We start from the raw sequence: 23,154 nt of genomic DNA, 5'->3' as shown, positions 1-23,154 counted from the left end.
GGTTTACCTTTCTTCGGTCGGGCAAAGTTCGGCTGCCTGCGCCAGCGATTTGACTTGCGCTGTGGCGGCAACCTCGCGGGTGGTGGCAAAGGTTTCGTGGTTTTGCGCAACGCGCGCCAGTTCGTAAAGGTAATTCACCATCGTTCCGCCGGATTGGTCGCGGCCTTTTTCCGATGTGTCGGCCTCAGCATGGACCGCGTGTATGATGGCGCCGTTGCCCAGGTGGAAGCGGGCCACCGGGTCAAAGGGCAGGGTTCCGCGTGACTTTGCATTCAGCAGGTAATGCGCGGCCAGTGCCTTTATCCCGTCGGCATCGTCGGGGTTCCAGCGCAACCCTTCCTGTTCCAGCCAACGTGTCAGACCCGGGATCGGGGACAGCGTGACAAAGGTCTTGAGTGCGGGCAATTCGGCGGCCAGGTCGGCGGCGACCTGCTTGATTAGGGAATTCCCGAACGAGATGCTGGCCAGACCATCCTGACAGTTCGAAATCGAGTAGAACACCGCCGTATCGGCATCTTCGGCGGGCATGGCCGCGCGGTCCTGCGCCAAAAGCGCCTGGACCGAGCCGGGAATGCCCTTGGTCAGCGCCACTTCGACAAAGATCAGCGGCTCATCCGGCATCGAAGGGTGGAAGAAGGCAAAGCAGCGGCGATCTGCGGGTTCCAGCCGCCTGCGCAGGTCGGACCAGCTGTCGATGGCATGCACCGCCTCATAGGCGATGATCTTTTCAAGGATATGCGCGGGGCTTTCCCAACTGATTGGGCGCAAGACCAGGAACCCGCGATTGAACCACGAGGCAAAGAGGTGCCGGAAATCCAGATCCAGCGCGGCCAGTTCGGGGTCGCGGCCGCCTAGGCGCAGCAGGTCGGCCCGCATGTCCACCAATGCGCCGGTTGCGCCCGGCACGCGGTTCAGACGCCGGATCAGCTCTTGCCTGCGCGGCTCGGCAGCTTCGGCAAAGGCGCGATAGCTGGTTTTGGAGGGGCTGCGCTCGTATTCATCAAGGGTCGTGCGCACCGTTTCGGGGTCGATATCCATCGCGCTGGCGACAAAGTGAAAGAACGCAAGCTTGCCCGCATCGTCCAGCGCCTCGAACCGGGCCAGGATATCCTTGGCCAGGGCCAGCCCCGAGGTTTCGCCCGCCGATCCGACAAGCGCGGTGGCAAGTTCGCTCAGCGGTCGGCCATCGGGCGCGCCCTTGTGCGGGTCGCGGCGATAGCGCCGTTCGAACACCGTCGACAGCAGATCGGCCAGCAGGGTCATATCGCCGTTCCCATGACGAGATTGGGCAACCAGGTGGCAAGGCCGGGAAACAGGCACAGCAGGACAATCGCCAGAACCATGCAGGCCACGAAAGGCAACGACCCGGTCAGGATTGTCCTCAGCGAAATGTCCGGCGCGATACCGTTGATGACGTACAGGTTCAGGCCGACCGGGGGTGAGATCAGGCCGATTTCCATGTTGATGGTCAGTACGACTGCGAACCAGATGGGGTCGAACCCGGCCGTGGTGATGATCGGCAGCAGGATGGGCGCGGCCATCAGGATCACGGCAACAGGGGGCAGAAAGAACCCCGCAATCAGAAGGAACACGTTGACCGCGCCCATCAAGACCCAGCGGTTCACATCCAGCGTGCCGATCCATTCGGCAATCGACTGGGTGATGAACAGCGATGACAGCATATAGGAAAACACCCCGGCGGCGGCGATGATGAACAGGATCATCACGCTTTCCTTGGTGCTGTCGCGCAGAACCATCCAGATCGCCCGCGGGTGCCAGAGCTTGTAGATGACGACGGCAATCAACAGGCACAACAGAGCGCCGACCGCCGCGGTCTCCGAAGGCGTCGCGATGCCGCCATACATGGCGTAGAGCACACCCAGGATGATGGCGAGGAACGGCAGCACACGGGGCAGGATCTCGAACCGTTCCGCCCAGGTATAGCTGCCCGATCCCAGCCGCGTCGCGTCGCCGGACCGCCAGGTCGAATACAGCGACCAGGCCATGAACAGCCCGACCAGCAGCAGGCCCGGAATGACACCGGCCAGGAAAAGCCGACCGATCGAGGTTTCGGTGGCGATGCCATAGACGATCATGGTGACCGATGGCGGGATAAGGATACCCAGGGTGCCGCCCGCGGCAATCGACCCGGCGGCGACGCCATCGGGATAGCCGCGTTTGCGCATTTCGGGGATACCCATTTTGCCGATGGCCGCGCAGGTCGCCGGGGACGACCCCGACATCGCCGCAAACAGGGCGCAGGCCCCAAGGTTGGACACCACAAGCCCGCCCGGAACGCGGGTCAACCACCGTTCGAGCGCCTCGTAAAGGTCCGCCCCGGCCCGGGTCGAGGCGATCGAGGCCCCCATGATAATGAACATCGGAATGGACAGAAGGGCGAAATTATCCAGCTTTCCGAACAGGATCTCGGGCATCAGTTCCAGCGAACGCGCGCCATCGAAGATTGTCAGGAACCCGGCCGAAACGATCAGCAGTCCGATGGCGACGGAAACCCCGGAAAACAGGACCAGGATGGTGGCGATGGCGACGAGGCCACCCAGAAGAAGCGGATCCATCGCGGTTACTCCAGTCCAAAGGGTTTGTCGACGCCGAGCAGCACGGCCACCAGATCGGCGACAAGCTGCAGCAACAGAAGGGCAAACCCGACCGGGATCGCCAGATAGGGTATCCACAGCCGGACGCCCCAGACCGTGTCGGATTTCCAGCCGCGTTCCCAGGCGAAATGCCAGTATTCATAGCCGTGAAACAGCATGACCGAAACGATCGCGATTGACAGGACCGAGGTCAGCAGAGCCAGACAGAACCGCGCCCTTGGGGCCAGCGCCAGCGGTATCAGGTCGACATTCACATGCCCGCGCAAGCGTTGGACATAGGGCAGGCCAATCAGGGTGGCCGCAATGACCAGATAGATGACCGCTTCGGTCTGCCAGATGGTCGAACCGTTCAGCACGAACCGGATGAAAATCATCTGGCAGGTTATGGCGACGGCGGCGACGATCATGGCGGCAGAGCACCAGCCCGCCAGTGTCGACAGGGCCGCAACGGCGCGCAGAAAAGGATTGTTCCCGGTATGGGAAGCGATGGCGGAGCTATGGCCGGCCATGTGCGACTCCAATAGTGTTCAGCAAGGGGCGTTGGGGGCAGTGAGGTCAGTGGGGGCGGCCATCGCGGCCGCCCCTGTCAGGTCATTCGACGGCAAGCGCCTTGTCCAGCAGGTCCTGCCCGTCGGGCACTTCGTCGACAAAGGCCTTCAACGAGGTTTCCTTGGCCAGTGCCAGCCAGGCGTCGAAATCCTCGGGGCTCATCTGGGCGATTTCCACACCGGCGTCACGGAACACCTGTTCGGACGCGGCGTCCTGTTTCTTGGCTTCTTCCAGATAATAGGCCTCGGCCTTTTCCGACGCGGCCAAGAGGGCGGCCTGCTGTTCTTCGGTCAGGCCATCAAAGGTGGATTTGTTCATCAGCAGAGGCTGGTACATGAACCACAGCGCCACGTCCCCGGCGGGGGTATAGCAGGCGACCTGTTCATAGATGCGATAGGACACGAAAGACGACGACGAGGTATTGGCCGCCTGAAGCACGCCGGTCTGCATCGCGTTATAGATCTCGGACGAAGCCATGGATGCGATCGAGGCCCCGGCCCCTGCAAGCATCTGTTCAAAGGACTTGCCCGCCGCGCGGGTTTGCAGGCCCTGCACGTCTTCGGGTTTGGTGATGCACTTGTCCTTGCCGGCGAAGCCGCCCGCCAGGTAACCATGCACCAGGACCATCACGTCATCTTCGGCCATCTTTTCTTCCAGCGCGTCCATGAACGGCGAATTGGCCAGACGCGCGGCATGGTCGTGGTTTTTAACCAGGCCCGGCATCAATGTCAGGTTATAGGCGGGCTGCTGCCCCCCGGCATAAGACAGAGGCAGAACCGTCATATCCAACTGGCCCCGGCTGAGCGGCTTGTATTGTTCGCGCGGTTTGAACAGAGATTTCGAGCCGAAGATCTTGATTTCCAGATCCACATCCGCCGCGGCGACTTCGTCAGCCACGATTTGTGCAACCTGGTGCCGGATGTCCTTGTTCGACCATTGATGCGACAGGCGCAGTTCCGTTGCAGACGCAACCGAACCGGCAGCGGTCAGCGCAAGGGCTGCAACCGCGGTTTTTAGAATGGCGTTCATGTATTCCTCCCAAAGAATCCAGCCCGGCGCACCCAGGCTGTTGCGTGAGCCAATCACAGCTTGTTTTCCGAGTCAATTATTTTGTATACAAGAATTGACTTCTTGAGTTCCCGTTCACGGCAAGGCTATACAATAATCATGGAGCAGCGACGCGCCGATACCATTGCCGAAGCCCTTGAAGAGCGGATCTTTGACGGCACGTTTTCCGACGGGGACCGTCTGGATGAAGTGCGGCTGGCCGAGCAGTTCGGCGTATCGCGCACGCCTTTTCGCGAAGCCCTGCAACGTCTGGCCCGGTCCGGTCTGGTTGAATTGATCCCGCGTCGCGGTGCCTTTGTCCGGCAACCCGGCCCGGTGGAACTGCTTGAACTTTTCGAAGCCATGGCCGAGATCGAGGCCGTGTGCGGGCGTCTGGCGGCAAGCCGCATATCCGACGCGGCCCTGGCCGAGCTGCATGACGCGAACCGGAAATGCCAGGCGGCGGTCACCGCCAATGACCCGGACGCCTATTACCGTGAAAACGAAAGGTTTCACGGCGTGATCTATCAGCAGTCCGGCAACGGGTTTCTGGCGGCACAGGCGCAGGCGCTGCACCGTCGTCTGCAACCGTTCAGGCGGCAGCAATTGCGCCTGCGCGGACGTATGGCGCAATCCATGGCCGAGCATGAGGCCATCGTCACAGCGCTTGAGCAAGGCGCGCCCGATGCCGCCGCGGACGAGCTGCGCGGGCATGTGGCCATTCAGGGCGAGAAATTTCATCGCCTTATGGCCAACCTCAAGGACGCGGCCGAATAGACCCGCCATCCGGTCAAAGGGGGTGAGTGCGGATTTTCGCCCGTTTCGGCAGGGCACCAGGCCCTGCGCCCGAGTTTTTTTGCATCGACCATTGGGCGGCAATTCGCCTGCACCTATATGCACAACGCCGTGTGAAGCTCTTTCACCGCGATTGCCGGTGGGATAGAAGAAGCGCAAGCCATGAAACCGAGCGGGGGTCGTGTTCTTTTACGCTTGTCCGCGCACATGAAATTCTGGACGTTACCGATGATCATACGCCTTTTCGCCCTTGCCGCCGTTCTGGCCGGTGCCGTCCCGGTTGCGGGGGCTGCGCAGTCGGATGCGCAGGCTGCGCCGGTGCTTTCGCTTGAGCTGAACGCGCTTCAGGATGTCGGCGGTGCCTGCCGGTTGACCTTTCTGGCGCGCAACGGCACCGGGGCAGACATCGAAAAGGCGGTGTTCGAGACAGTGATATTTGACGCCTCGGGGGGTGTTGTCACCCTGTCGCTTTTCGATTTCCGCGATCTGCCGGCTGACCGGCCGCGGGTGCGTCAGTTCGATTTGCAGGGTCTGGCGTGCAGCGACGTGGGGCAGGCATTGATCAACGGGTCCAACACCTGCCTGGTCGACGGGGCCGAAAGCAAGGTTTGTAATGACACGCTGTCGCTTGGCAGCCGAATAGAAGTGGAGTTGCTGGGATGAGCCCCTTGGGTAGTTTGCGCGAGATTCTCGCCCTTGGCGGGCCGGTTGTTGCGGTTTTGCTGGTCATGTCGGTGCTGACCGTGGCCGTCACGCTCTATAAGCTATGGCAGTTCTCGGCCTCGGGCGTCGGGCGGCACAAGATCCTGTCCCAGGCGCTGCTGGCCTGGGATATGGGCGATCACGCGGGTGCGCGGACGCGGCTGAACGACAGCCGCAGCTATCTGGCCCCCCTGGTCGCTGCGGCAATGAACACACCCGGTGCGCAAGGCATGAGCAACCGGCTGGACGCCGAAGCGGGTCTGGCGCTGGCGGGGCTGGAACGCGGGTTCCGGCTGCTGGACACGATTGCACAGCTGGCGCCGCTTTTGGGTCTGTTCGGGACAGTCCTGGGCATGATCGAAGCGTTCCAGAGCCTTCAGACAGCGGGGTCATCGGTTGACCCAGCGTTGCTGGCGGGAGGGATCTGGGTTGCCCTGATGACCACTGCGGTGGGCCTAGCGGTGGCGATGCCGACCTCGATGATCCTGGCCTGGCTTGAAAGCCGGACCGCGCGCGAGCGTGTGTTCGCCGACAAGGCGTTGCGCACGGTGCTGATGCCCGATCAGGCGCTGTCGTCGGCTACAGGGGCAGCGGTCGTCACCGCAGAGCCCCGGCATGCATAACCCGGCCCCTTTCCGGCGCCGGCCGATGTCGATGACACCGCTCATCGACGTCATATTCCTGTTGTTGCTGTTCTTCATGCTGTCTTCGACCTTTTCGACCTTTGGCGAAATCGAGCTGAGCCAGGCCCGGTCGGGGTCGTCGGCACCCGACACGCCGTCAGATCGGATGTTCGTGCAATTGGGGCCGGATCGTCTGACCCTGAACGGTGACTCTGTCACGCTGGACGCGTTGCTGGCGCAGCTTGAGGCCGGGCAGGTTCTGGTCAGCCTTGACCCGGACACAACCGCGCAACGGCTGGTGGACCTGCTGGTGCAGTTGCGCCTCAAGGACGGTTTGTCCGTCCTTGTGCTGGAGTGACCCGATGATCCGCGCTCCGTCCCCCCGCAGGTTGCGGGACTCGACCATACCGTTGATCAACGTCGTTTTCCTGATGCTGATCTTCTTTTTGATTGCCGGGACGGTGGCACCGCCGATGGACCCAGATCTTGAGCTTGTGGACACAGCCGGGCTGGAAGGCCGCGAACCCCCGAACGCGCTGGTGTTGCATCGGGATGGATCGCTCAGCTTTCAGGGGCAGGGCATTGATCCTGAGACCTATATGGTCGGCCACGACGCGGGGCCGGTGCGTATCGTGCCCGACCGCAACGCCTTGGGCTCGCGCCTGATCGCGGTTTCGGGCCAATTGCGGGCGCTGGGGGCACCCTCGGTGATCGTGGTGACCGAACGGGCGTTCGAATGATCCGGCGGTCAACGACCATTGCGGCCATCGCGATCCTGGTGTCGCTGGTCGTGCATCTTTTGGGCCTGGGGTTCAGCGCCGACATCCAGCCGGAACAGACCGCGGGTGCGACGCAAAGCGAAACCCTGGCCGTTGGCAATGCCTTTGAGGACATCGCCGACACGGTGACCCCCCCGGTCGAACCGGAACAGGCCCCGCCGCCCGAAACGCCGGTCGAAGAAACCCCGCCGCCTGACCCTGCCGATCTGCCGACCAGCCACGCGCTGGTGGCCTCGGTCGATCCGCAGGCGGTGGCAGCCCCCGACACCGGTTCGGCGAATTTCGTGCAATCCGATCCGGCGGGCCAGCCCGAGACCCAGGACACCACCGCCGCGCAACCCGACCAGACGGCCACCCCGGTCGAGCCGGACGCTGTGGTTCAGACCCCGCTGGGCGCGCCTGTTGCCCCGGCCCAGTCATCGCCGACCACCGAGGAAGACCCCGAGCCCGCCCCGGCCGATGCGCCCGACACGTCACCGGACACGCCGCAGGTCTTTGCCGCCGTGCCGACGCCCCCCGTCACGGCCCCAACCGATACGGCAGAGGTCGACCTGACCCCATCCGAGACCAAAGCCCAAGAGGCCGAAGGCTCTGACACCGCCGTGACCGCCTCGTTGCGCCCACGGCTGCCTGATAGCCCCGTATCGGCCGACCGCAGCGGCACGCAGGACGGATCGGATGAATTCAGCGTCCTGCGCTTTCCCTCGCAAACGATCGAGTCGCCCCTGACCGCGTACAGGCGGGATGGCGTGGACAGGATATCCAGCGGCAACAACGGCACGCAGTCGGCCTCGCGCGGGCCGGGAAATTCTGATGTCACCAATTATGCGGGCCGGGTTCTGGTGCACCTGAACCGAACACCGCCGGTCTATGTCGCGGCCCACGGATTTGCCCGCGTGTTTTTCGAGATTAACCCCGATGGCAGCCTGGCCTGGGTTGATGTGACCGACAGTTCAGGCTCGCGCGAGGTGGACCGCGCTGCCAAGCAGCAGGTGCGCAACGCCGCGCCGTTTCCGCGCCCGCCCAGCGGCAAAAGCCGCAAACTCTCGTTTCTGTATCAGATCAACTGACCGGCTTTCCTGCCTGTGTTGCAGGTGCGAAAACCGGCCCAAACCGGTGCGGTTTCGGCGGAACACCGCGTGTCCGCGGAATGGTGTTGGTCTGTTTTCCTTAGGGGATTTAGCCTTGTCCTGACGAATCGTTCCTTTGGCAAAGGGTCCGCAGGGTATGAAAACCAAATGCGTCAGAGCGTGTTTTTCTGCATCTGCACTGGTGGGGCTCTTGTCTTGGCCAATTGGCGCGCTGTGCCAGCAGGGGGCTGCCTTTTTCGACGATTTCGAAGTGCTGGACCGGGACCGGTGGTATGTCTCTGGCGGTTGGGCCAACGGTGATCACCAAAGCTGTTTGTGGCATAGCGACCGGGTCAGCGTCGACCGAAGCGTGTTGCTCCTGTCGCTGACGGCTGACGCCCAAGGCGACCGCGACCTGAGCTGCGCCGAGGTTCAGACCCGCGACAGGCTGGGATACGGCACATTCGAGGCCCGTATGAAAGTACCCTATGCGCGGGGCATGAATGCCAACATGTTCACCTTTATCGGGGCGCCACAGGATCGGCCGCATAACGAGATTGATTTCGAATTCATCGCCCCCCAGGGGCCGGTTCTGCAAACCAATTACCATTTCGGAGGCAACAGCGCGCATACCGAATTGCACCCCCGCCCGGATGACGGGGCGTTTCACGACTATGCCTTTATCTGGGAGCCGGGGCGCCTGCGGTGGTATATCGACGGCACGCTGATCAGGGACCAGCAGGGCGGGGCGCTGCCGGACGAGGCGCAGAAACTGTACCTTAGCCTGTGGTCGACCGACAGTCTGGTTGCATGGATGGGGCGGTTCGATCCCGCCTCTGCCCCACAGGTTCTGGCGGTCGACTGGGTTGGCTTTACGCCCGCCGGATCGGGCTGTGCCTTTGAACAATCCGTGCTTTGCCGGGATGGGATTGACGCACCATGACAGGGCCGGGGAAAACCGGCGGGCCTGTCCCTGGTCTGCCCAAAAATTCATCACCTTGCCTGCGGCAGGTGCATCGCGGGTCAGAGCCTTTTGTTTTGGACACGCAACACCCATCCGCGCACCCCCTATTGGCGCGACCGGATAGGATGAACCAGCCGCAACACTCGGCAGGGCAAGACGGTGGGTTTTGACCGGATGAATATCAAGCTGTCCTCGATCATCGACCCCGAGCGCAATGCGGGTTTTGCGGTTCCGGCCATCGCGTTTTCGATGGTCGTTTTCGCCTATTCGGTGCGGTTTGGCCCGCTGTCGGTGCTTGCGTTTTATCTGATCTGGATGGTGCCTGTCGCGCTGGCGCCGCGCATCGTTCTGGCGCGTCCGGGGCCGGTGGCCCTGTTGCTGGTGGTTCCGGCCTTTTTTGCCCTGTCCACCTTATGGAGCGATGCGCCTTTCGTCACGCTGCGCGCCTCTGTTCAATACGGTATCACGGTCTTTGCCGGGTTGGTTGCTGCCCGGATCGTTTCGGTTGCCAACCTGGTGACGGGTGGGGTCATCGGTGGCCTTGTCGTGCTGGTTTTTTCGGCGGTGAACGGGGGCTATTCCTATGACTATATCGACGGGTCCTATGCCTTTAACGGTGCGTTTTCATCCAAGAACCAGCTTGGATATTTCGCGACCCTTGCCATCCTGTTTTCCTTTTCGCTGGGCTGGATTTTCCGGTCGCGCGGCGCTTGGGTCGCGCTGGCGGCAGGCACCGGGATACTGGGCCTGGTCATGCTGTGGATGTCGGATTCCGCGACCTCGCTGCTGTCCGGGATTGCGGCCTTTGCGGCGATCGTCTTTGTCGGATTCGTGATGTTGCTTGCGCCATGGTTGCGACGCGCGACGGTGTTCTTGGCCGCGACCGCATGTGGTGCTGTCGTGTTGCTGGCCTATCAGCTCAGCACATTTGACCGGCTGTTGGGGGTCTTTGGCAAGGATTCGACCCTGACCGGGCGGACCTATCTGTGGAACCGAGCGTTCGAGATCGGGTCGCAGCAACCGACGCTGGGCCTGGGTTACAACGCGTTCTGGGTTCATGGTCGGCCCGACGCAGAAATCCTGTGGGACCAGTTCTATATCACCGCACGATCGGGGTTTCATTTTCACAACCTTCTGATCGAAACCTATGTGGGCACCGGGATGCTGGGTCTGGCGCTGGTGCTGGCCTTGTCGTTGCTTTTGATCGTCATGCCGGTTGGTGCGGCGCTGGGTCGGGGCAGTGTCGGGTCGCTGATGCTGTTTTCCGGGCTGGGGGTCTTGTTTGTCGTGCGCTCCGTGGCCGAGGTCGACTTTGTCACGCCGCACACCGTGGGGTCTTTTCTGGTTGCCTATGTCCTGCTGCGCCTGTTCGACCATAACCGCAGCGTCCGTCACGCCATGCGGCTGTCGCTGCCGGACCGTGTGTTGCCGCCCCCGTCCCCGACCAGAACAGCAGAGAGTTTCAGATGAGTGAACCGGTGAAAGACAGGCGCATCCACTGGACCCGGGACAATGCCCACCCGCTGGCCGGGTATCGTGATGAACCGCGTGTCGACATGGGGGCCATGATGCGGGCCATCCGGCGGCAGGTGCCGCTGGCCATGGCGTTTGCCGGGCTTGGCGCGGCCTGTGCCATTCTGATGATCCTTGGATCGGTGCCGCGTTATACGGCGGTCGAAACCGTCTTGCTGGACGAAGAGCGTGGCGAGTTGCTGGACCAGGTATCGCCTCTGCCCAATGCGGTGCGTTCGGACACCGCCGTGCAAAGCGAGATCGAGATCATCAAGTCGCGGGCCCTGGCCTATCAGGTGGTGGACCTTCTGCGGCTGGATCAGGATGCCGATTTCCTGTCTCCGCCTTTGGGTGCGACGGACAAAGCCGCCCGCGCGGTGTCCGCCCTGACCCGTCCGCTGGCCGCGGTCCTGACACCAGCGCCACCCGACAGGCAGAACCCGGACCCGGTGACCGAAACCGGAGGGACTTTGCCCGCGGATCTGGGCTTTGACCTGGCCGTGACGGAACGTGACCGCGCAGCAGGGATTCTGCGCGACCGCCTTACGGTGTCGCGGTCGGGGCGCAGCCTGGTGATCGAGATCGGGTTCGCGGATTTCGATCCGACCCGCGCCGCGATGATCGCGCGCGGTTATGGTGCCGCATACGAAGGGTTTCAGCTGGTGACGACAAACGAGGTTGCCGCCAAGGCCGAGCAATGGTTGCGCGAGCGCCTTGTCGTTCTTGAACAGAAAAGCATCGAGGCCGCCGCCGCGTTGCAGGAATTCCGAACTGAAAATGACCTGGTGCAGGTGCGGGGCGATCTGTTGACGGAACAGCAGCAATCGGAACTGGCCAGCGAACTTGTCACCGCCTCGGCGGCCACGGCCGAGGCCGAAGCCTATCTGGCCAGCATCGAGTCGCTGTTGCAGCGGGCCGAAAGCGACCCCGAGATTGTTGCCGTGCCCTTTGTCGAAGGACTGGTCGAAGGCGACAGCCAGGACTTGCGTCGCACCTATCTGAAGGCCAGCCAGAATTATGCCCGGATCGTCAGCAGGCACGGCGCCGACCACCCGCAGGCCCTGCAACTGGACGAAAGCATTCAGTCCATGAAAAGCGCCCTGATGCGCGAATTGCAGCAAGCGACCGAAGCCGCCCGCGTGGCCTATAACATCGCCCTGGGGCGCGAACAGTCGCTGCGCGCGGGGCTTGCTGCGACAACCGATACATCCGACTGGAATGTCGCCCTGCGCGGGCGGCTGCAACAGCTTGAAGCGATTTCAGAGACCTATGCCCAGGTTTACCGCGATTACCTGGCCCGGCTTGAGGTTGCGATGCAGCAGCAGAATTTCCCGATTGCATCGGTCAAGGTCATCTCTCCGGCGGAAATCCCCAAAAGCCCGTCCAGCCCGCGGAAAAAGGCCATCTTGCTGGGCGGGTTGTTCCTGGGCGGCCTGTTGGGGGCATTGCTGGGCACATTGCGGGAACTGGCGCCGAAACCGGTGCGCACCGTGACCGAGTTGCGGCAGGAAGTCGGGCTGAATTGCGCCGGTATGCTGCCGGGGCGCAAAAGCCAGCGCGATGAGGGTGCCAACCGCACCCGCGCCCGCACATTTGCGCGCCTTGCACAGGCGTGCGAGGCCGCCCGCAACCCATCGCAAGGGGCTCTGGTCGGCATCGCGCCGGTATCGCCGGGGGCAACCGCATCCCACGAGGTGCTGGTCGGGTTGGCCAGTCAGCTGATTGCCAACGGGGCAGGCGAAGTCCTGATCGTGCATGAAGACGGGCAGGCGGGGTCCTGGCCGCATACCCTGCCAAACGGGATCGAAACGGTCAGCCTGCACCACGCGGTCGATACGATGGCCAGCGCCGACAGCCCGGATCCGGGGCAGGGCGATCTGTCCCGTTTGGCGCAGGACTTGCGGGGCCGCTACAGCTTTGTTCTGGTGGATTTGCCGCCCTTGGGGCAGTCGGATCAATCCGATCCCAATCCCTGGGCTTATGATGTGACGGTGTTGCGTATCGCCTGGGGCCGGGTCCTGCCTGAATTCGTTGCCGATGTGCTGCGCGATCACCCGCGGTTCAGCGCGGCCCTTGCGACGACGGTCCTGGAAGAGGCCGATCTTGCCAGGGCCCGGCGCTATGTCAGCCGCGGCAGTTATGAAGAGGTCCGCATCAATGCCTGACACCATGCGATCCGGGCCCCTGATGGCCGTTTTGTGCCGTGTTTTCGGCGCTTTAGCGCTGGCACTGTCCTTGTCGGCGGGTGATGCGGTGCGGGCGCAGCAACAGGCGGGGCCCGCAGCGCGCGACGTTCAGGCGCTTGGCCCGCAACAGACCGTCGATATACGTATTGGCCGCTGGGACCCCGTGGCCGAGGCATTCGTGCCCTGGGATACGATCGGAGGGGCCTATAAGATCAGCGCCACGGGAACCATCGCGCTGCCGCTTGTCGGCTCGGTTCAGGCAGCAGGGCTGACCCCGGACAAGCTGGGCCGCGAATTGGCACAACGTTTTCAGAACCGGCTGGGCCTGAGCAGCGACATTCAGGCCGTTGTCACCATTTCCGAGTTTGCACCGATCTATGTTCTGGGCGACGTGCGCGCGCCCGGTGCCTATCCACATGTGCCGGGGATGACCGTCTTGCAGGCGCTCAGCCTTGCGGGTGGGTTGGAACAGCCTGCGACGGCCTTGCTGCGGGGCGAACGCAATGCGCTTGGGGCGATGGGCAATTACCGGGTATTCGAACTGGAACGGATGCGGCGACTGGCGCGGCTTGCCCGGCTTGAGGCCGAGGAAACCGGAAACCCGATCGTGGTGCCGCCCGATCTGGCGGCCTCGCCGCTGGCGGCCGAGCTGATCGAACAGGAACGCCTGATCATGGTGGCCCAGACATCCGCCTTTGAGTCGAGCATGGCCCAGATAGAAGAGCTGGAAGCCCTGTTGCAGGAACAGATCGCACGGCTGGAACAGCAGGCCGGGTTGCGTCAACGACAGTTGGCGCTGCTGAACGAAGAGCTGGAAAACGCTGCCAGCCTTGTGGAACGGGGCCTGTCCACAGTTGCGCGCGAAAGCAACCTGCAACGGGCCGTGACGGATCAACAGGTGCGCCTGCTTGAGGTTGAAACGGCCCGGCTGACAGCACAACAACAGCTGAATGAAACCCGCCGCGACCGCTTGGACCTGACCAATGAACGCGACCGCGAGCGTGTGCAGGGGGTGCAGGACCAGCGTGCCGCGATTGCCGAACTGTCTGTCCGCATGGAGACCGAGGCCGCATTGTTTGCCGAATCCACCCAGATCGGCAACGGGCTGGTCGCGCTGTCCGAAGCGATGACCCCGGTCCTGCAGATCACCAGAACCAGCCCACAGGGAACCGAGACCTTTGCCGTCAACCGCGACGACCCGGTTCAAGGCGGCGATGTGGTTGAGGTGGTATTGTCGCGACCAGCGCCGGGCGATGCGATCCCTGTGCACAGGTTGACACCTGACGGTGCCGCGCTGCCTGCGCCGGACGCGAATGCAGCGCAGGCATCCCGCCCCGTGCAGGATTGATCAGGGTTCCACGGGGCCGCCCAATATTTCAACCAAGCGGTCGATCTGTTTGTCGGGGGACATCTCGGGACGGGCCGCATGGGCCAGCGCCGCGCGCGACAGGTCAGCATGGGCCTGATCGTCCGACCAGAGCTTTGTGATGGCATTGGCCCAGTCATCTGTCGGCGCATCGCGATCCAGCAGGATGCCGCCGGGGCCGACCGCCTCGGGCAATCCGCCCACCCGCGAGGCCACGACGGGTATACCGCTGACCTGCGCTTCGGCGGCGATGCGGCCAAAGGCTTCCTCCCATTGGCTGGGGGCCAGAACGATGCGCGCATCCCGGTAAACGGTGCGCATGTCGTCGGTCGACGGGCGCAATGACACGTTGGGCAGCCGCGACAGGCTGTCTTGCAGATGCGCCTCTTGCTGGGGGCTCAATCCCCAACCCCGGACAAAGACAAAGGGAATGTCGGGGCAGGCCGCCGCGGCCTTCAGCGCAATTTCAACGCCCTTGTTGGGATGCGGGTTGATGAAGGTCACGTTTCGCCCCACCGGGTCCACCCGATAGGTTTCCGGCTCGATCATCGGATAGATCACATCGGCCCGCAGGCCATGGGTGTCGGCAAACCGCTCTGCCGTAAACTGCGAATTGGCGATATAGCCGCAATTCGACAGCCCCGCCGGAGAACCGCCCAGGTCTTCGGTTTCGACATTGCGCAGATAGATGAACGTGCGCGTGGCGTCGCGGTCGATGGCATGGGCCAGCGGCACCGGTTGCATGGATTGAAAAACCGCGACATCGGCCCCGAAATCGCTGACGACCCGGCGCGCCGCCTGCGGCGCAAACCAGGTGCGAAACACCGGATAGCCAAGCCCGTCGTCCCGTACATATCCGCGCCTGCCCACCTTTAGCATGACCCGGCCGCGCAGCCCGAGCCAGCCCTTGCCCGTCAACCCGGACAGGACCCCGACATGGTGGCCGCGGGCCCTAAGGCGCTGCACAAGCTCATGCGTGCTGGCCTGTGCGCCGCCATACATCTGCGGCAAGTGGGGGTGGGCGCTTCCGAACAGGATTCGCATCGGTTCATTCACCTTTCTTCGGCCCAATGGGGCATGTATTTGCCCAATGCGGCAGGGATGTGCGGAACACTCATAGCTTGCAAGGATGACACGGGAACGTTGCGCGAAATCACCCTGTTTCGGCCGCAGGAAAACCCCGTAATCATGCCGGTGCAATACGGCAAACGCGATCGGGGCGCGGCCGGGCAGGGCCCGCCCGAACGGCCTGAACCGACCTTTGCGCCTGTGGATGAATTGGCCATCATGCGTCCTCTGGGGCCTTGTGGCATGTGATCTGCCGCTGATTCTCTGGGTTTCAGGTGCTGAAACTGTTCACGAAATCTGCCTGTGATTCGGGCACTTGGGGCGGGCAAAGTCAAAATATCATGGGTGTTACGGGCGCGATGCGCGGAAATCTGGCAAAAAGTGTCAAAAAATAGGCGGCGCTTCGCTTGGTTTCATTTTGAAGTTTGCAATCGCAGCATTTGTCATACCCTTCTTAAGTCGAAGTGAAAGAATTGAAGTCGTAGCGATGACAATCGGTATCTGGTCAGTTTCGCCGGTGCATGGTGGTGCATCCCGGCGAGCGTCTTTGCAACCATAGGCGGCACGCGCACCGGGCGTCGGTGTTCGCCGCCCGAGACAGAAGGATGGACTGCGATGAAACCACTAGGGACAGAAACCGCCCCTGCCGAGGGTTTGATGGCGTCCGCCGGACGCGCACGCCATGTGATCTGGGTGCGTCCCGCGCCGCGCAGGGTTCCGGTTGGCGGCGCTGCAAAGCGCGGCTTTGACGTGGCGGTCGCGGTGGTTCTGCTGGTCATCCTGTCGCCATTGATGGCAGGGCTGGCCGTGTTGATCTGGTCGACATCGACCGGGCCGGTTTTCTATCGGCACAATCGGGTCGGATACGGCAAACGGTCCTTTGCCTGTCTCAAGTTCCGAACCATGGCGGTCAACGGCGACGAGCTGCTTCAGCGGCACCTGCAGCAATGCCCCGATGCGCGCCGCGAATGGGAGCAGAACCAGAAACTGCGGGAAGATCCCCGTGTCACATCTGTCGGTCATGTCCTGCGCAAGTTCAGCCTGGATGAGCTGCCGCAGCTTTACAACGTTTTGCGCGGCGAGATGAGCCTGGTCGGACCGCGCCCGGTGCTGAGCGACGAATTGCGCCGGTACGGGGCGTCCAGCCGGTACTATCTGCGGGCGCGTCCGGGTATCACCGGCCTGTGGCAGGTCAATGGACGCAACAGCACGACCTATCGGCGCCGGGTGGCCTGTGACCGCGCCTATGTGTCCCGCGTCAACCCGGTTGTCGATATCGCCATTCTGGCCCAGACCCTGCCGGCGGCGATGCGGTCTGATGAAACCTCGTGACGGTGCCAGCCGGATTGCCCAAAGCCGCAAACCGGCGCTGACTGCGGGGGCGGCGGCGTGACCTTGCGGCCCGGACCGGGCGCATCGCCTGACCAGAGGCGGGCAGACGCGCCGCTGGTGTCTGTGATCATGTCAAATTTCAACGGCGCGGCCTGTCTTGAACCCGCAATCCGCTCGGTGCTGGGGCAGAGCCATTCCCGGCTGGAGCTGATCGTGATCGATGACGCCTCAAAGGATGGCAGCCGTGATATTCTCGGGCGGTTGGCTGCGGCCGATCACAGGCTGCGGCCGATTCTTCTGGATGCCAACAAAGGCCCGGCCGCTGCGCGCAATGCGGGTCTGGAAGCCGCGCAGGGCGATTGGGTCGCGATCGTCGACGCTGATGACCTGCTGCATCCGCACCGCTTGGCCCGGCTGCTGTCCGCAGCCGACAGGGCGCAGGCCACGGCAGTTGCCGATGATCTTTTGAGTTTCGGCAACGCAGGAACCGCCGGGCAGATGCTGTTGCAGGGCAGCAGGCTGGAACAGGGGTCGGGCTTTCTTGGGCTTGCCGACCTGATCCGCAGCGACAGCGTATCCTCTGGCCTGTCCTCGCTGGGCTATCTCAAGCCGATGATCCGCAGGGATGTTCTGGGGACGCTGCGCTATGACGAAACGCTGCGTGTCGGAGAGGATTTTGATCTGTATTGCCGCCTGATGATGCGCGGGATGCGCATGCTGGTGGTCCCCGACCCGACCTATCTGTACCGGCGTCACAGCGCGTCGGTATCGCACCGGTTGTCGCCTGTGATACTGGCCAATCTTGCGGCAGCGCATGACAAACTGGCGAAACAGGCCCAGGCCGCATGTCCCGACGACGGGGACCTTGCGGCCGAGCTGACCCGGCGCGGGATGCGGCTGAAGCGGGCGTTGAGGTATCAACATCTTGTCGCCGACATCACCGCAGGCAGGCTGTGGCCGGGTTTGCGGAAAATCTGCCGATCCCCGGCGCTGATGACCGATCTGGCCCACAGCGTGACGGACCGGTGGCGTCGTCGCATTGGCGCGGCGCAAGGTGGCCCATCGGCGCAACCCCGAACCGTCGTAATCGCGGCGGCGGATCGGGTGGGTTCGGTTTCGGCCCCGGCGGGCGCCGCCCGCGTCCCGGTTGGTCCGGCCCCGGATGCAGGGGCGCAGAACTGGCGATTCCGGCGTGCCATGGCGTGGCAGCTGGCCGCGCTGGCCGGTAAGGGCCCGGTTGACGTGATCGCCGCTGGCGACGCCGGGCTGGATGGGCTGGGCTATCTTCCCGCGTGGCGGTCGCTGCGACAGGTGCCGGACAAGGACAGCGCCGATGGCGCAACCGCAAGGGATGGCGCGCTTGGCGCGCTGTCAGGCGCCGGGGCCTGACGCTGCGGGCTGCGGCGGCAGCAACAGCCGGGCCCCCTGATCCGGGGCGGCATCCGCAGCCGAGGCCGCAAGCCCAAGCTTGTCGCGTACGATCTGGCAGGCCACCGGCCAGGCCCGGTCACGCGCGCCGAACAGAAATCCAAGCGCAGGCCAGGCGCCCCGTGCGCGGCGCATGTCCAGAAACTGCCGATGGTCGTGTTTGTGCCGAGTATCGGCCAGATGGGCCTGCAAGGCATCCGACAGCTCGTCAGCCATCTGTCCGTCTTTCTCGGCCAGCGTCAGATGCGATTGGAGAACGGATTGCAATTGGGCCAGCGCGTCGGTGCCATGCCGCGCGCTGAGCGAATCGGGGCGAACAACCGCCGCATAGCCGGGCTGACGGGTCAGGTACATGCGGGCCCCGGCCAGCAGCATCCTGACATAAAGGTCATAATCTTCGCCCAAACGCAGCACCGGGTCATAGCGCAGCGCATGACGGTCAAGAAACTTGCGCGACAGGACCGGTTTGAGAAACCCAAGCTCGCCGCGCGAAACGCCTTTTTGACGCAGATTGCCCTGCACGAATTCAGCCGCCCCGATCCGGGTAAATCCGGGCGCAATGCCGGACCAGTTGCGCGCGCGGACCTCTGCCAGGTTTTGCGGCAGGGCAAAGGCGATATTGTCTGCAATCAACTCGGCGGGCGGACCGTCCAGCAGACGCCCAAGCCGCCCCGGCAGGAACACGTCATCGGAATCCAGCACCGCGACAAAGTCCGAGGTGGCCATGTCCAGCGCCCTGTTGCGCGCCGCGGCGGGGCCCTGGTTGACCGCTTGCCGGATCAGGTGGACGCGCGGGTCTTGGTCTGCGGCCACTTGGGCGACGTTGCAGGTGGCGTCGTCCGAGGCATCGTCAACGACGATCACCCGCTCGGTTTCCGGTTGGACAAGCGCCGACCGGATGGCGCGCGACAGGGTGTCGGCGGCATTATAGGCGGCAATGATGACGGTGACACAGGCGGACATCTGCGGGCTCTGGCTGGGATGCGTCAGGCAGGCGGTGCGCGCCCGCGCTGGGGTGCCCAAGGCCTAACCCATCCGGGCGGTCGGACCAAGGGATGCGTTTGCCCGGGGTTTCCGACCGGCGCACCTTTGCCGGCCTTGCCAAAACTTTGGGCGGTTGCCGGGCTATTCGAAAGGCGGGGTGCGCGTCAGGCGTCGGTCTTGCCGGTTGCGTGGGGCGCGGGGGGGTCAGCTGCCTCGGCGTCGCGGCTTGGTCGGGTCTTGCGGCTGCGTTCAGCGGCCAGCAGGGCGACAACCAGAACATAGGCAAGCTGCAGCACCACGGCGACCGCGACGCAGAACAGGATCAGCTTGAGCGGGCCAAAGCCCGCAGCATAGCCAATCGCCGCCGCCACGGCGACAGACAGGAATAACCCAACGATAAAGACCGGCAGTCGCATTTCATCCCCAGTGGGCGCGAACCTCGAACGAAGCCTCAAATCGTCCCACAATTTGATGAACCCTACAGCAAAACCGATGCGTGCCACCACTCAAAATTGGTTACATTTGTGGCAATCGGGCTGACAGAGTGATCGGGTCTGCGAAACAGTCGCCGCAATCAGCGCCGTGGCAGCTGCGTGTTTCAGGGCGCGGCCCGTGTTTTTTCGCCCGCCGTTCCATAGATTTCGACAGTACGGAGGCCGATCAGCGCGGCCAGGGTTCCGACATGGAGCGCGCCGCGCAGCAGATGCGCATTTCGGGGGCCGGGAAAGGGGGCGCAAAGCACCGCAGCACCCAGGCAAAAGGCGACCTTGGCGCTGGCTGGAAACACCGCGCGCAATCGGCTGCCGGGGCCGCCATGGCTGCGCAGCAGGCCGCCATGGGTCTGCCCCATGCGGAACCTGCGTTTCAGCAGCCACGTAAGGGTTGCGCGGGCCGCCGGGACCGGCTCGGTCAGAACCGCCGACGGGGCAAAGCCAAGCTGCGCGCCCTGCGCCATGGCGGCGTGAAAAAACGCAGTGTCTTCACCGCCGGAAACGCCGCGCGCCAGATCAAAGCGACGTCCGGCAAGGGCGTCATGGGACAGGTCCATGATGACATTGCAGCTGTGCCCGGCGATCGGTTGGCCATTTTCCAGCAATTCGGGATTGGTGTCATGCGGGCGGGCGTGCAGCATCCAGCGCGGCGCATCCGGGGCATAGACGGCCCGGACCGGGCCGACAACCGCCGCCGCGCCGGTTTCGACCAGTCGCGACACAAGCGATGCCAGCCAGCTGGCGGGCGCTATTTCGTCATCGTCGATGAAGGCAAAGGTGCGAAATCCGCGCTGCTCGGCCTCGGCCAGGGCCGCGTTCCGGGCGATCGAGATATTGCCCTGCGGGGCAAACCGATAGATCACCTGATGGCGCGATTGGGCCGCAAAACGATCGACGACAGGTTGGGCGCTGGGGGTGTCGTCATTGTCGACCACAATGATCGACAGGCGCGTGCCGTCGGGCAGGTCCTGCTGGTCCAGACTCCGCAACGTGTCGCCTAGCGAGGCGCGTTGATACGTGCAGATGCCCACCGCCACATGGTCCGGCGCGGGCTTGTCGGGTTTGCCCGTGACAGGCATTGGGGCCGGATGGCGTGCGGGTGTGCCGGGCCAGAGCATGTGCCGCCAGAACCCGGCGGACCACGCAAGATGCATGGTCGCGGCGATCGGCCCCGATGCCAGCGCGGCCAAGTCGCGCCGCCCGATTGCCAGGGTCGCTCCCGCGCCCAGGCAGGCGGCAAGCCAGGTGGCGGCGGGCAGGGCAAACAGCCATGCCACAGGGGCCAGCAGCGCAAGGGCGCATATCGGCGCGACCGCGATCATGGCAAGCTGCCGAAGCCGGGGTTTCAACCGGTGCTTCAGCGTTGTGCGCGCACGCCCGCGCCCAAAGTTGAAATACTGCCGGGCCAGCGCCGGAACGGATCCGCGCGGCAGGTACTCCAGCCCGGTGCGCGCGGTCAGCCAGATGTGATGCCCGGCCTGCGCCAGGCGATAATCCAGCTCCGCATCCTCGTTATGCGAAAAGCTGTCATCATAACCGCCCACGGATTGAAAGGCGTCCAGCCGCATCACCGCATGATGCCCATGATCGACATAGCGGCCAGACCCTCCGGTCCGGTGCGCCGCCCCGCCATTGCCCAACCGGGAATTCTGGGTCGTCGCAATCGCCTGTTGCAGGGGCGTGGTGCCGATGGCGTGCATCGCGACCACGATGCTGGCGGCGTCGGTGCGGGTGGCCTCGGCCAGCAGGATACCCACGAAATCGGTGGGATAGATTGAATGGGCATCCAGCCGCGCCAGCCAGCCCATGCCCGCGCCATGCTCCGCGCATGCCGCGTTGATCCCCGCGCTTTGGATGCGGGCGGGATTGTGCATCAACCTGATGTCGTACTGGGGCAGATCGGCAATTTTGCGCGCCACGATGGCTTGTGTGCCATCTGTCGACCCGCCGTCCGCGACCACAAGGCGGGCCGGGGCTTGCGCATCCCGGCGGCGTTGCAGAAACGGGGCCAATCCGTCGATCACAGCGCCGATATGATCGGCCTCGTTCAATGTGGGCACCACGATCAGCACCCCGTCCCGTGACGTGTCACGGTGCGGTGCGGGTTGGGTCGCGGGACGTGCCGGGCCAAGCGTGTCGACAAGGGCGCGGGCCTCCTGCGGGGTTGCGGCCCATACGTCCTGCGGGATCGCGTCCTGGGCCTGGCGCAACTGTTCCAGCTTGCTGGCCGACACCTGGTCCAGCGCCTTTTGCACATGGGCCTCGTCCGCCGCATCCAGGATCAGCCCGATCCCAAGCGCGTGCAGCCGCCGGGCAGTTTCCGTTCCCGCCAGCGCGACCGGGGGTACCCGGTTCAGCCCGCTTTCGTACAATCGGTTGGGCAGCAGCCAGGTCGAGTTGCGGCCCGTGTCATACTGATCCACCAGCCAGGCCAGATCAACGCCGCCATAGAGGTCCGGCAGATCGTCCGGATAGGTATAGGGCCCGCCGAACGTCATGTCGGGATTGACCTCGACGATCCGGTGAAAATCCGGCATTTCGTCAAGCGCCGGTCGCCCGCGCAGATCAACCAGGTAGCGCCCCGGCCGTGCCCGTGTCAGCCTGTCCAGGCACCGCAGCGAAAAGCGGCACCTGAGAATTCCGAACCAGCCGATGCGCAAGGGGAAATGGGCCGCAACCTGCCGGGACGGGCCGCCCGCGCCCGGCTGTTCCGCATCAGGGATGACAACCTTGTTTTCCAGCAACAGAACCGGCGCGTCGCATTGCCCATAAGCGTCGAAATATTCCGTTTGAAACGCGGGTGAGGACAGGACAAGCCGGTCGACATTCCGGCACAACCGGCGTTCTAATCCACGCAAGGCCCGCGATATGGGCGAGGGTCCGACCATCAGGCGATGAATGTCCAGAACCTCGTAAACAAGCGAGACCGGACGGTCCCGTGACAGCGTACGGTAAAGCGGGACGGCAAGGGCCAGCATCTCAAGGTTGCGGCACAGGATCACATCCGGGGCAGGCGCGTCAAAGGCGGCGGGGCGCAGGCGAAACCTCTGTTTCAGAACCGAAAGCGCGCGTTGCGTCATCTGTGCGTTATGGGTCTGCCCAAGCACCCGTGCCGGTCCCGGCAGCGGGCCGGAGCGGCGCCGGAACCCCGCGACAGAAACCGTCGCTTTGCCGGTTTGCAACATGGTGACCCGCCGCCAGATGGCGCTGTCGTCCAGATCATGGGCAAGGTACAGGATATGCGTCATCGCCCTGAACCGCAGTTCTGGGTGCGTCCGTTTGGCCCTTCGGCTCGCGTCGCATATGTGGTCATATCCCGGACATCCCGTTGCAGAGGCGCCTGTCGTCAGCAGCTAGGACGCGACACCACCGGTTGTCAAAATGCGCGCGGCACAACCGGCGGAACCAAGCCGTACCGAAATGGCAAATGAGCAAAAATCCGTCGATCCGGGGAAAATCGCGGCGGTTTCAAAACTCTGTCATGCGCGGCGTTCACGATCAGGTTTTGCATCATTTACGTGCAACGAGAGGATTTTTGCCGCTTGGACCCATACACGTGTGGCGGGAAGTTGCTGAAATGGATGCTGCAACTGCTAAGCGCGGGTGGATGGCTGTACTCTATGTATTCTTCACTTTGTCGAAT

The 23,154-nt window shown here is 63.7% G+C and carries 21 protein-coding genes; 13 read left to right on the top strand and 8 right to left on the bottom strand.

Translation table 11 applies throughout. From position 1 onward, the window contains the following. Positions 1 to 3: 3 nt before the first annotated feature. From ACXAG8_RS07660 to dctP, 4 genes are all read right to left on the bottom strand, one after another. The gene (locus ACXAG8_RS07660) at positions 4 to 1,263 is read right to left on the bottom strand and encodes a malonyl-CoA decarboxylase (protein WP_475223229.1); all 1,260 of its coding nucleotides are present in this window, start codon (positions 1,261 to 1,263) and stop codon (positions 4 to 6) included. Then, a complete protein-coding gene (locus tag ACXAG8_RS07655; protein WP_475223228.1) occupies positions 1,260 to 2,576 on the bottom strand; it encodes a TRAP transporter large permease in 1,317 nt (438 codons plus the stop codon). Before ACXAG8_RS07655 ends, ACXAG8_RS07660 begins: the two co-directional genes overlap by 4 nt. Before the next feature lie 5 nt (positions 2,577 to 2,581). Beyond that, a complete protein-coding gene (locus ACXAG8_RS07650) occupies positions 2,582 to 3,124 on the bottom strand; it encodes a TRAP transporter small permease (RefSeq protein WP_475223227.1) in 543 nt (180 codons plus the stop codon). A gap of 82 nt (positions 3,125 to 3,206) precedes the next feature. Further along, positions 3,207 to 4,193, bottom strand: a complete 987-nt coding sequence (gene dctP / locus ACXAG8_RS07645) for a TRAP transporter substrate-binding protein DctP (protein WP_475223226.1) — start codon at positions 4,191 to 4,193, stop codon at positions 3,207 to 3,209. A 138-nt stretch (positions 4,194 to 4,331) separates the two neighbouring features. On the opposite strand from dctP, the gene ACXAG8_RS07640 reads away from it, so the two are divergent. From ACXAG8_RS07640 to ACXAG8_RS07595, 10 genes are all read left to right on the top strand, one after another. Further along, complete coding sequence (locus ACXAG8_RS07640; RefSeq protein WP_475223225.1) at positions 4,332 to 4,988, top strand: GntR family transcriptional regulator; 657 nt, start codon at positions 4,332 to 4,334, stop codon at positions 4,986 to 4,988. A 246-nt stretch (positions 4,989 to 5,234) separates the two neighbouring features. Next, a complete protein-coding gene (locus ACXAG8_RS07635; protein ID WP_475223224.1) occupies positions 5,235 to 5,669 on the top strand; it encodes a hypothetical protein in 435 nt (144 codons plus the stop codon). Next, positions 5,666 to 6,331, top strand: coding sequence for a MotA/TolQ/ExbB proton channel family protein (locus ACXAG8_RS07630; RefSeq protein WP_475223223.1), 666 nt, complete (start codon positions 5,666 to 5,668; stop codon positions 6,329 to 6,331). Before ACXAG8_RS07635 ends, ACXAG8_RS07630 begins: the two co-directional genes overlap by 4 nt. 31 nt (positions 6,332 to 6,362) lie before the next feature. Continuing rightward, positions 6,363 to 6,689, top strand: a complete 327-nt coding sequence (locus ACXAG8_RS07625; protein WP_475223222.1) for an ExbD/TolR family protein — start codon at positions 6,363 to 6,365, stop codon at positions 6,687 to 6,689. A 4-nt stretch (positions 6,690 to 6,693) separates the two neighbouring features. Beyond that, on the top strand, positions 6,694 to 7,071 hold the full coding sequence (locus tag ACXAG8_RS07620; protein WP_475223221.1) for an ExbD/TolR family protein: 378 nt from the start codon (positions 6,694 to 6,696) through the stop codon (positions 7,069 to 7,071). Then, positions 7,068 to 8,180: an energy transducer TonB family protein gene (locus tag ACXAG8_RS07615; RefSeq protein ID WP_475223220.1), complete on the top strand. Its 1,113-nt coding sequence runs from the start codon at positions 7,068 to 7,070 to the stop codon at positions 8,178 to 8,180. The genes ACXAG8_RS07620 and ACXAG8_RS07615 overlap by 4 nt, the downstream gene beginning before the upstream one ends. Positions 8,181 to 8,391: 211 nt before the next feature. Beyond that, on the top strand, positions 8,392 to 9,123 hold the full coding sequence (locus tag ACXAG8_RS07610; protein ID WP_475223219.1) for a family 16 glycosylhydrolase: 732 nt from the start codon (positions 8,392 to 8,394) through the stop codon (positions 9,121 to 9,123). A gap of 195 nt (positions 9,124 to 9,318) precedes the next feature. Beyond that, complete coding sequence (locus tag ACXAG8_RS07605; RefSeq protein ID WP_475223218.1) at positions 9,319 to 10,614, top strand: O-antigen ligase family protein; 1,296 nt, start codon at positions 9,319 to 9,321, stop codon at positions 10,612 to 10,614. Next, positions 10,611 to 12,821 carry a Wzz/FepE/Etk N-terminal domain-containing protein gene (locus ACXAG8_RS07600; RefSeq protein ID WP_475223217.1) on the top strand — a complete coding sequence of 737 codons (2,211 nt, stop codon included), beginning with the start codon at positions 10,611 to 10,613 and terminating at the stop codon, positions 12,819 to 12,821. The genes ACXAG8_RS07605 and ACXAG8_RS07600 overlap by 4 nt, the downstream gene beginning before the upstream one ends. Then, positions 12,814 to 14,190 carry a polysaccharide biosynthesis/export family protein gene (locus tag ACXAG8_RS07595; RefSeq protein WP_475223216.1) on the top strand — a complete coding sequence of 459 codons (1,377 nt, stop codon included), beginning with the start codon at positions 12,814 to 12,816 and terminating at the stop codon, positions 14,188 to 14,190. The genes ACXAG8_RS07600 and ACXAG8_RS07595 overlap by 8 nt, the downstream gene beginning before the upstream one ends. Here the strand turns inward: ACXAG8_RS07595 and ACXAG8_RS07590 are convergent, their stop codons facing one another. Then, positions 14,191 to 15,252: a glycosyltransferase gene (locus tag ACXAG8_RS07590; protein WP_475223215.1), complete on the bottom strand. Its 1,062-nt coding sequence runs from the start codon at positions 15,250 to 15,252 to the stop codon at positions 14,191 to 14,193. Between the two features lie 57 nt (positions 15,253 to 15,309). Between ACXAG8_RS07590 and ACXAG8_RS07585 the strand changes: the two genes are divergently transcribed. The 3 genes from ACXAG8_RS07585 (at position 15,310) to ACXAG8_RS07575 (ending at position 17,997) form a co-directional block, all read left to right on the top strand. Continuing rightward, positions 15,310 to 15,525 carry a hypothetical protein gene (locus tag ACXAG8_RS07585; protein ID WP_475223214.1) on the top strand — a complete coding sequence of 72 codons (216 nt, stop codon included), beginning with the start codon at positions 15,310 to 15,312 and terminating at the stop codon, positions 15,523 to 15,525. Between the two features lie 366 nt (positions 15,526 to 15,891). Beyond that, on the top strand, positions 15,892 to 16,608 hold the full coding sequence (locus tag ACXAG8_RS07580) for a sugar transferase (RefSeq protein ID WP_475223213.1): 717 nt from the start codon (positions 15,892 to 15,894) through the stop codon (positions 16,606 to 16,608). 129 nt (positions 16,609 to 16,737) lie between these two features. After that, entirely contained in the window at positions 16,738 to 17,997 is a 1,260-nt protein-coding gene (locus ACXAG8_RS07575; RefSeq protein WP_475223212.1) for a glycosyltransferase family 2 protein, read from the top strand. On the opposite strand, the gene ACXAG8_RS07570 is transcribed toward ACXAG8_RS07575, so the two are convergent. From ACXAG8_RS07570 to ACXAG8_RS07560, 3 genes are all read right to left on the bottom strand, one after another. Beyond that, positions 17,980 to 19,059: a glycosyltransferase family 2 protein gene (locus ACXAG8_RS07570; RefSeq protein ID WP_475223211.1), complete on the bottom strand. Its 1,080-nt coding sequence runs from the start codon at positions 19,057 to 19,059 to the stop codon at positions 17,980 to 17,982. The two genes, ACXAG8_RS07575 and ACXAG8_RS07570, sit on opposite strands and share 18 nt — an antisense overlap. A 125-nt stretch (positions 19,060 to 19,184) precedes the next feature. Beyond that, complete coding sequence (locus tag ACXAG8_RS07565) at positions 19,185 to 19,436, bottom strand: hypothetical protein (protein WP_475223210.1); 252 nt, start codon at positions 19,434 to 19,436, stop codon at positions 19,185 to 19,187. 182 nt (positions 19,437 to 19,618) lie between these two features. Next, complete coding sequence (locus tag ACXAG8_RS07560) at positions 19,619 to 22,759, bottom strand: glycosyltransferase (protein ID WP_475223209.1); 3,141 nt, start codon at positions 22,757 to 22,759, stop codon at positions 19,619 to 19,621. Positions 22,760 to 23,154: the final 395 nt, after the last annotated feature.

It is taken from the genome of Ruegeria sp. ABD4_443, assembly GCF_056160865.1.
The sequence above is the reverse complement of the archived record's forward strand: the minus strand, read 5'-3'. Positions and strand labels throughout refer to the sequence as shown.

Coding starts and splice junctions, on each gene's coding strand:
- ACXAG8_RS07600 (WP_475223217.1), top strand. CDS start 10,611: ATGAGTGAACCGGTGAAAGACAGGCGCATCCACTGGACCCGGGACAAT.
- ACXAG8_RS07605 (WP_475223218.1), top strand. CDS start 9,319: ATGAATATCAAGCTGTCCTCGATCATCGACCCCGAGCGCAATGCGGGT.
- dctP (WP_475223226.1), bottom strand. CDS start 4,193: ATGAACGCCATTCTAAAAACCGCGGTTGCAGCCCTTGCGCTGACCGCT.
- ACXAG8_RS07585 (WP_475223214.1), top strand. CDS start 15,310: ATGTGCGGAACACTCATAGCTTGCAAGGATGACACGGGAACGTTGCGC.
- ACXAG8_RS07650 (WP_475223227.1), bottom strand. CDS start 3,124: ATGGCCGGCCATAGCTCCGCCATCGCTTCCCATACCGGGAACAATCCT.
- ACXAG8_RS07660 (WP_475223229.1), bottom strand. CDS start 1,263: ATGACCCTGCTGGCCGATCTGCTGTCGACGGTGTTCGAACGGCGCTAT.
- ACXAG8_RS07630 (WP_475223223.1), top strand. CDS start 5,666: ATGAGCCCCTTGGGTAGTTTGCGCGAGATTCTCGCCCTTGGCGGGCCG.
- ACXAG8_RS07635 (WP_475223224.1), top strand. CDS start 5,235: ATGATCATACGCCTTTTCGCCCTTGCCGCCGTTCTGGCCGGTGCCGTC.
- ACXAG8_RS07640 (WP_475223225.1), top strand. CDS start 4,332: ATGGAGCAGCGACGCGCCGATACCATTGCCGAAGCCCTTGAAGAGCGG.
- ACXAG8_RS07655 (WP_475223228.1), bottom strand. CDS start 2,576: ATGGATCCGCTTCTTCTGGGTGGCCTCGTCGCCATCGCCACCATCCTG.
- ACXAG8_RS07615 (WP_475223220.1), top strand. CDS start 7,068: ATGATCCGGCGGTCAACGACCATTGCGGCCATCGCGATCCTGGTGTCG.
- ACXAG8_RS07560 (WP_475223209.1), bottom strand. CDS start 22,759: ATGACGCATATCCTGTACCTTGCCCATGATCTGGACGACAGCGCCATC.
- ACXAG8_RS07565 (WP_475223210.1), bottom strand. CDS start 19,436: ATGCGACTGCCGGTCTTTATCGTTGGGTTATTCCTGTCTGTCGCCGTG.
- ACXAG8_RS07595 (WP_475223216.1), top strand. CDS start 12,814: ATGCCTGACACCATGCGATCCGGGCCCCTGATGGCCGTTTTGTGCCGT.
- ACXAG8_RS07575 (WP_475223212.1), top strand. CDS start 16,738: ATGTCAAATTTCAACGGCGCGGCCTGTCTTGAACCCGCAATCCGCTCG.
- ACXAG8_RS07620 (WP_475223221.1), top strand. CDS start 6,694: ATGATCCGCGCTCCGTCCCCCCGCAGGTTGCGGGACTCGACCATACCG.
- ACXAG8_RS07580 (WP_475223213.1), top strand. CDS start 15,892: ATGAAACCACTAGGGACAGAAACCGCCCCTGCCGAGGGTTTGATGGCG.
- ACXAG8_RS07590 (WP_475223215.1), bottom strand. CDS start 15,252: ATGCGAATCCTGTTCGGAAGCGCCCACCCCCACTTGCCGCAGATGTAT.
- ACXAG8_RS07625 (WP_475223222.1), top strand. CDS start 6,363: ATGACACCGCTCATCGACGTCATATTCCTGTTGTTGCTGTTCTTCATG.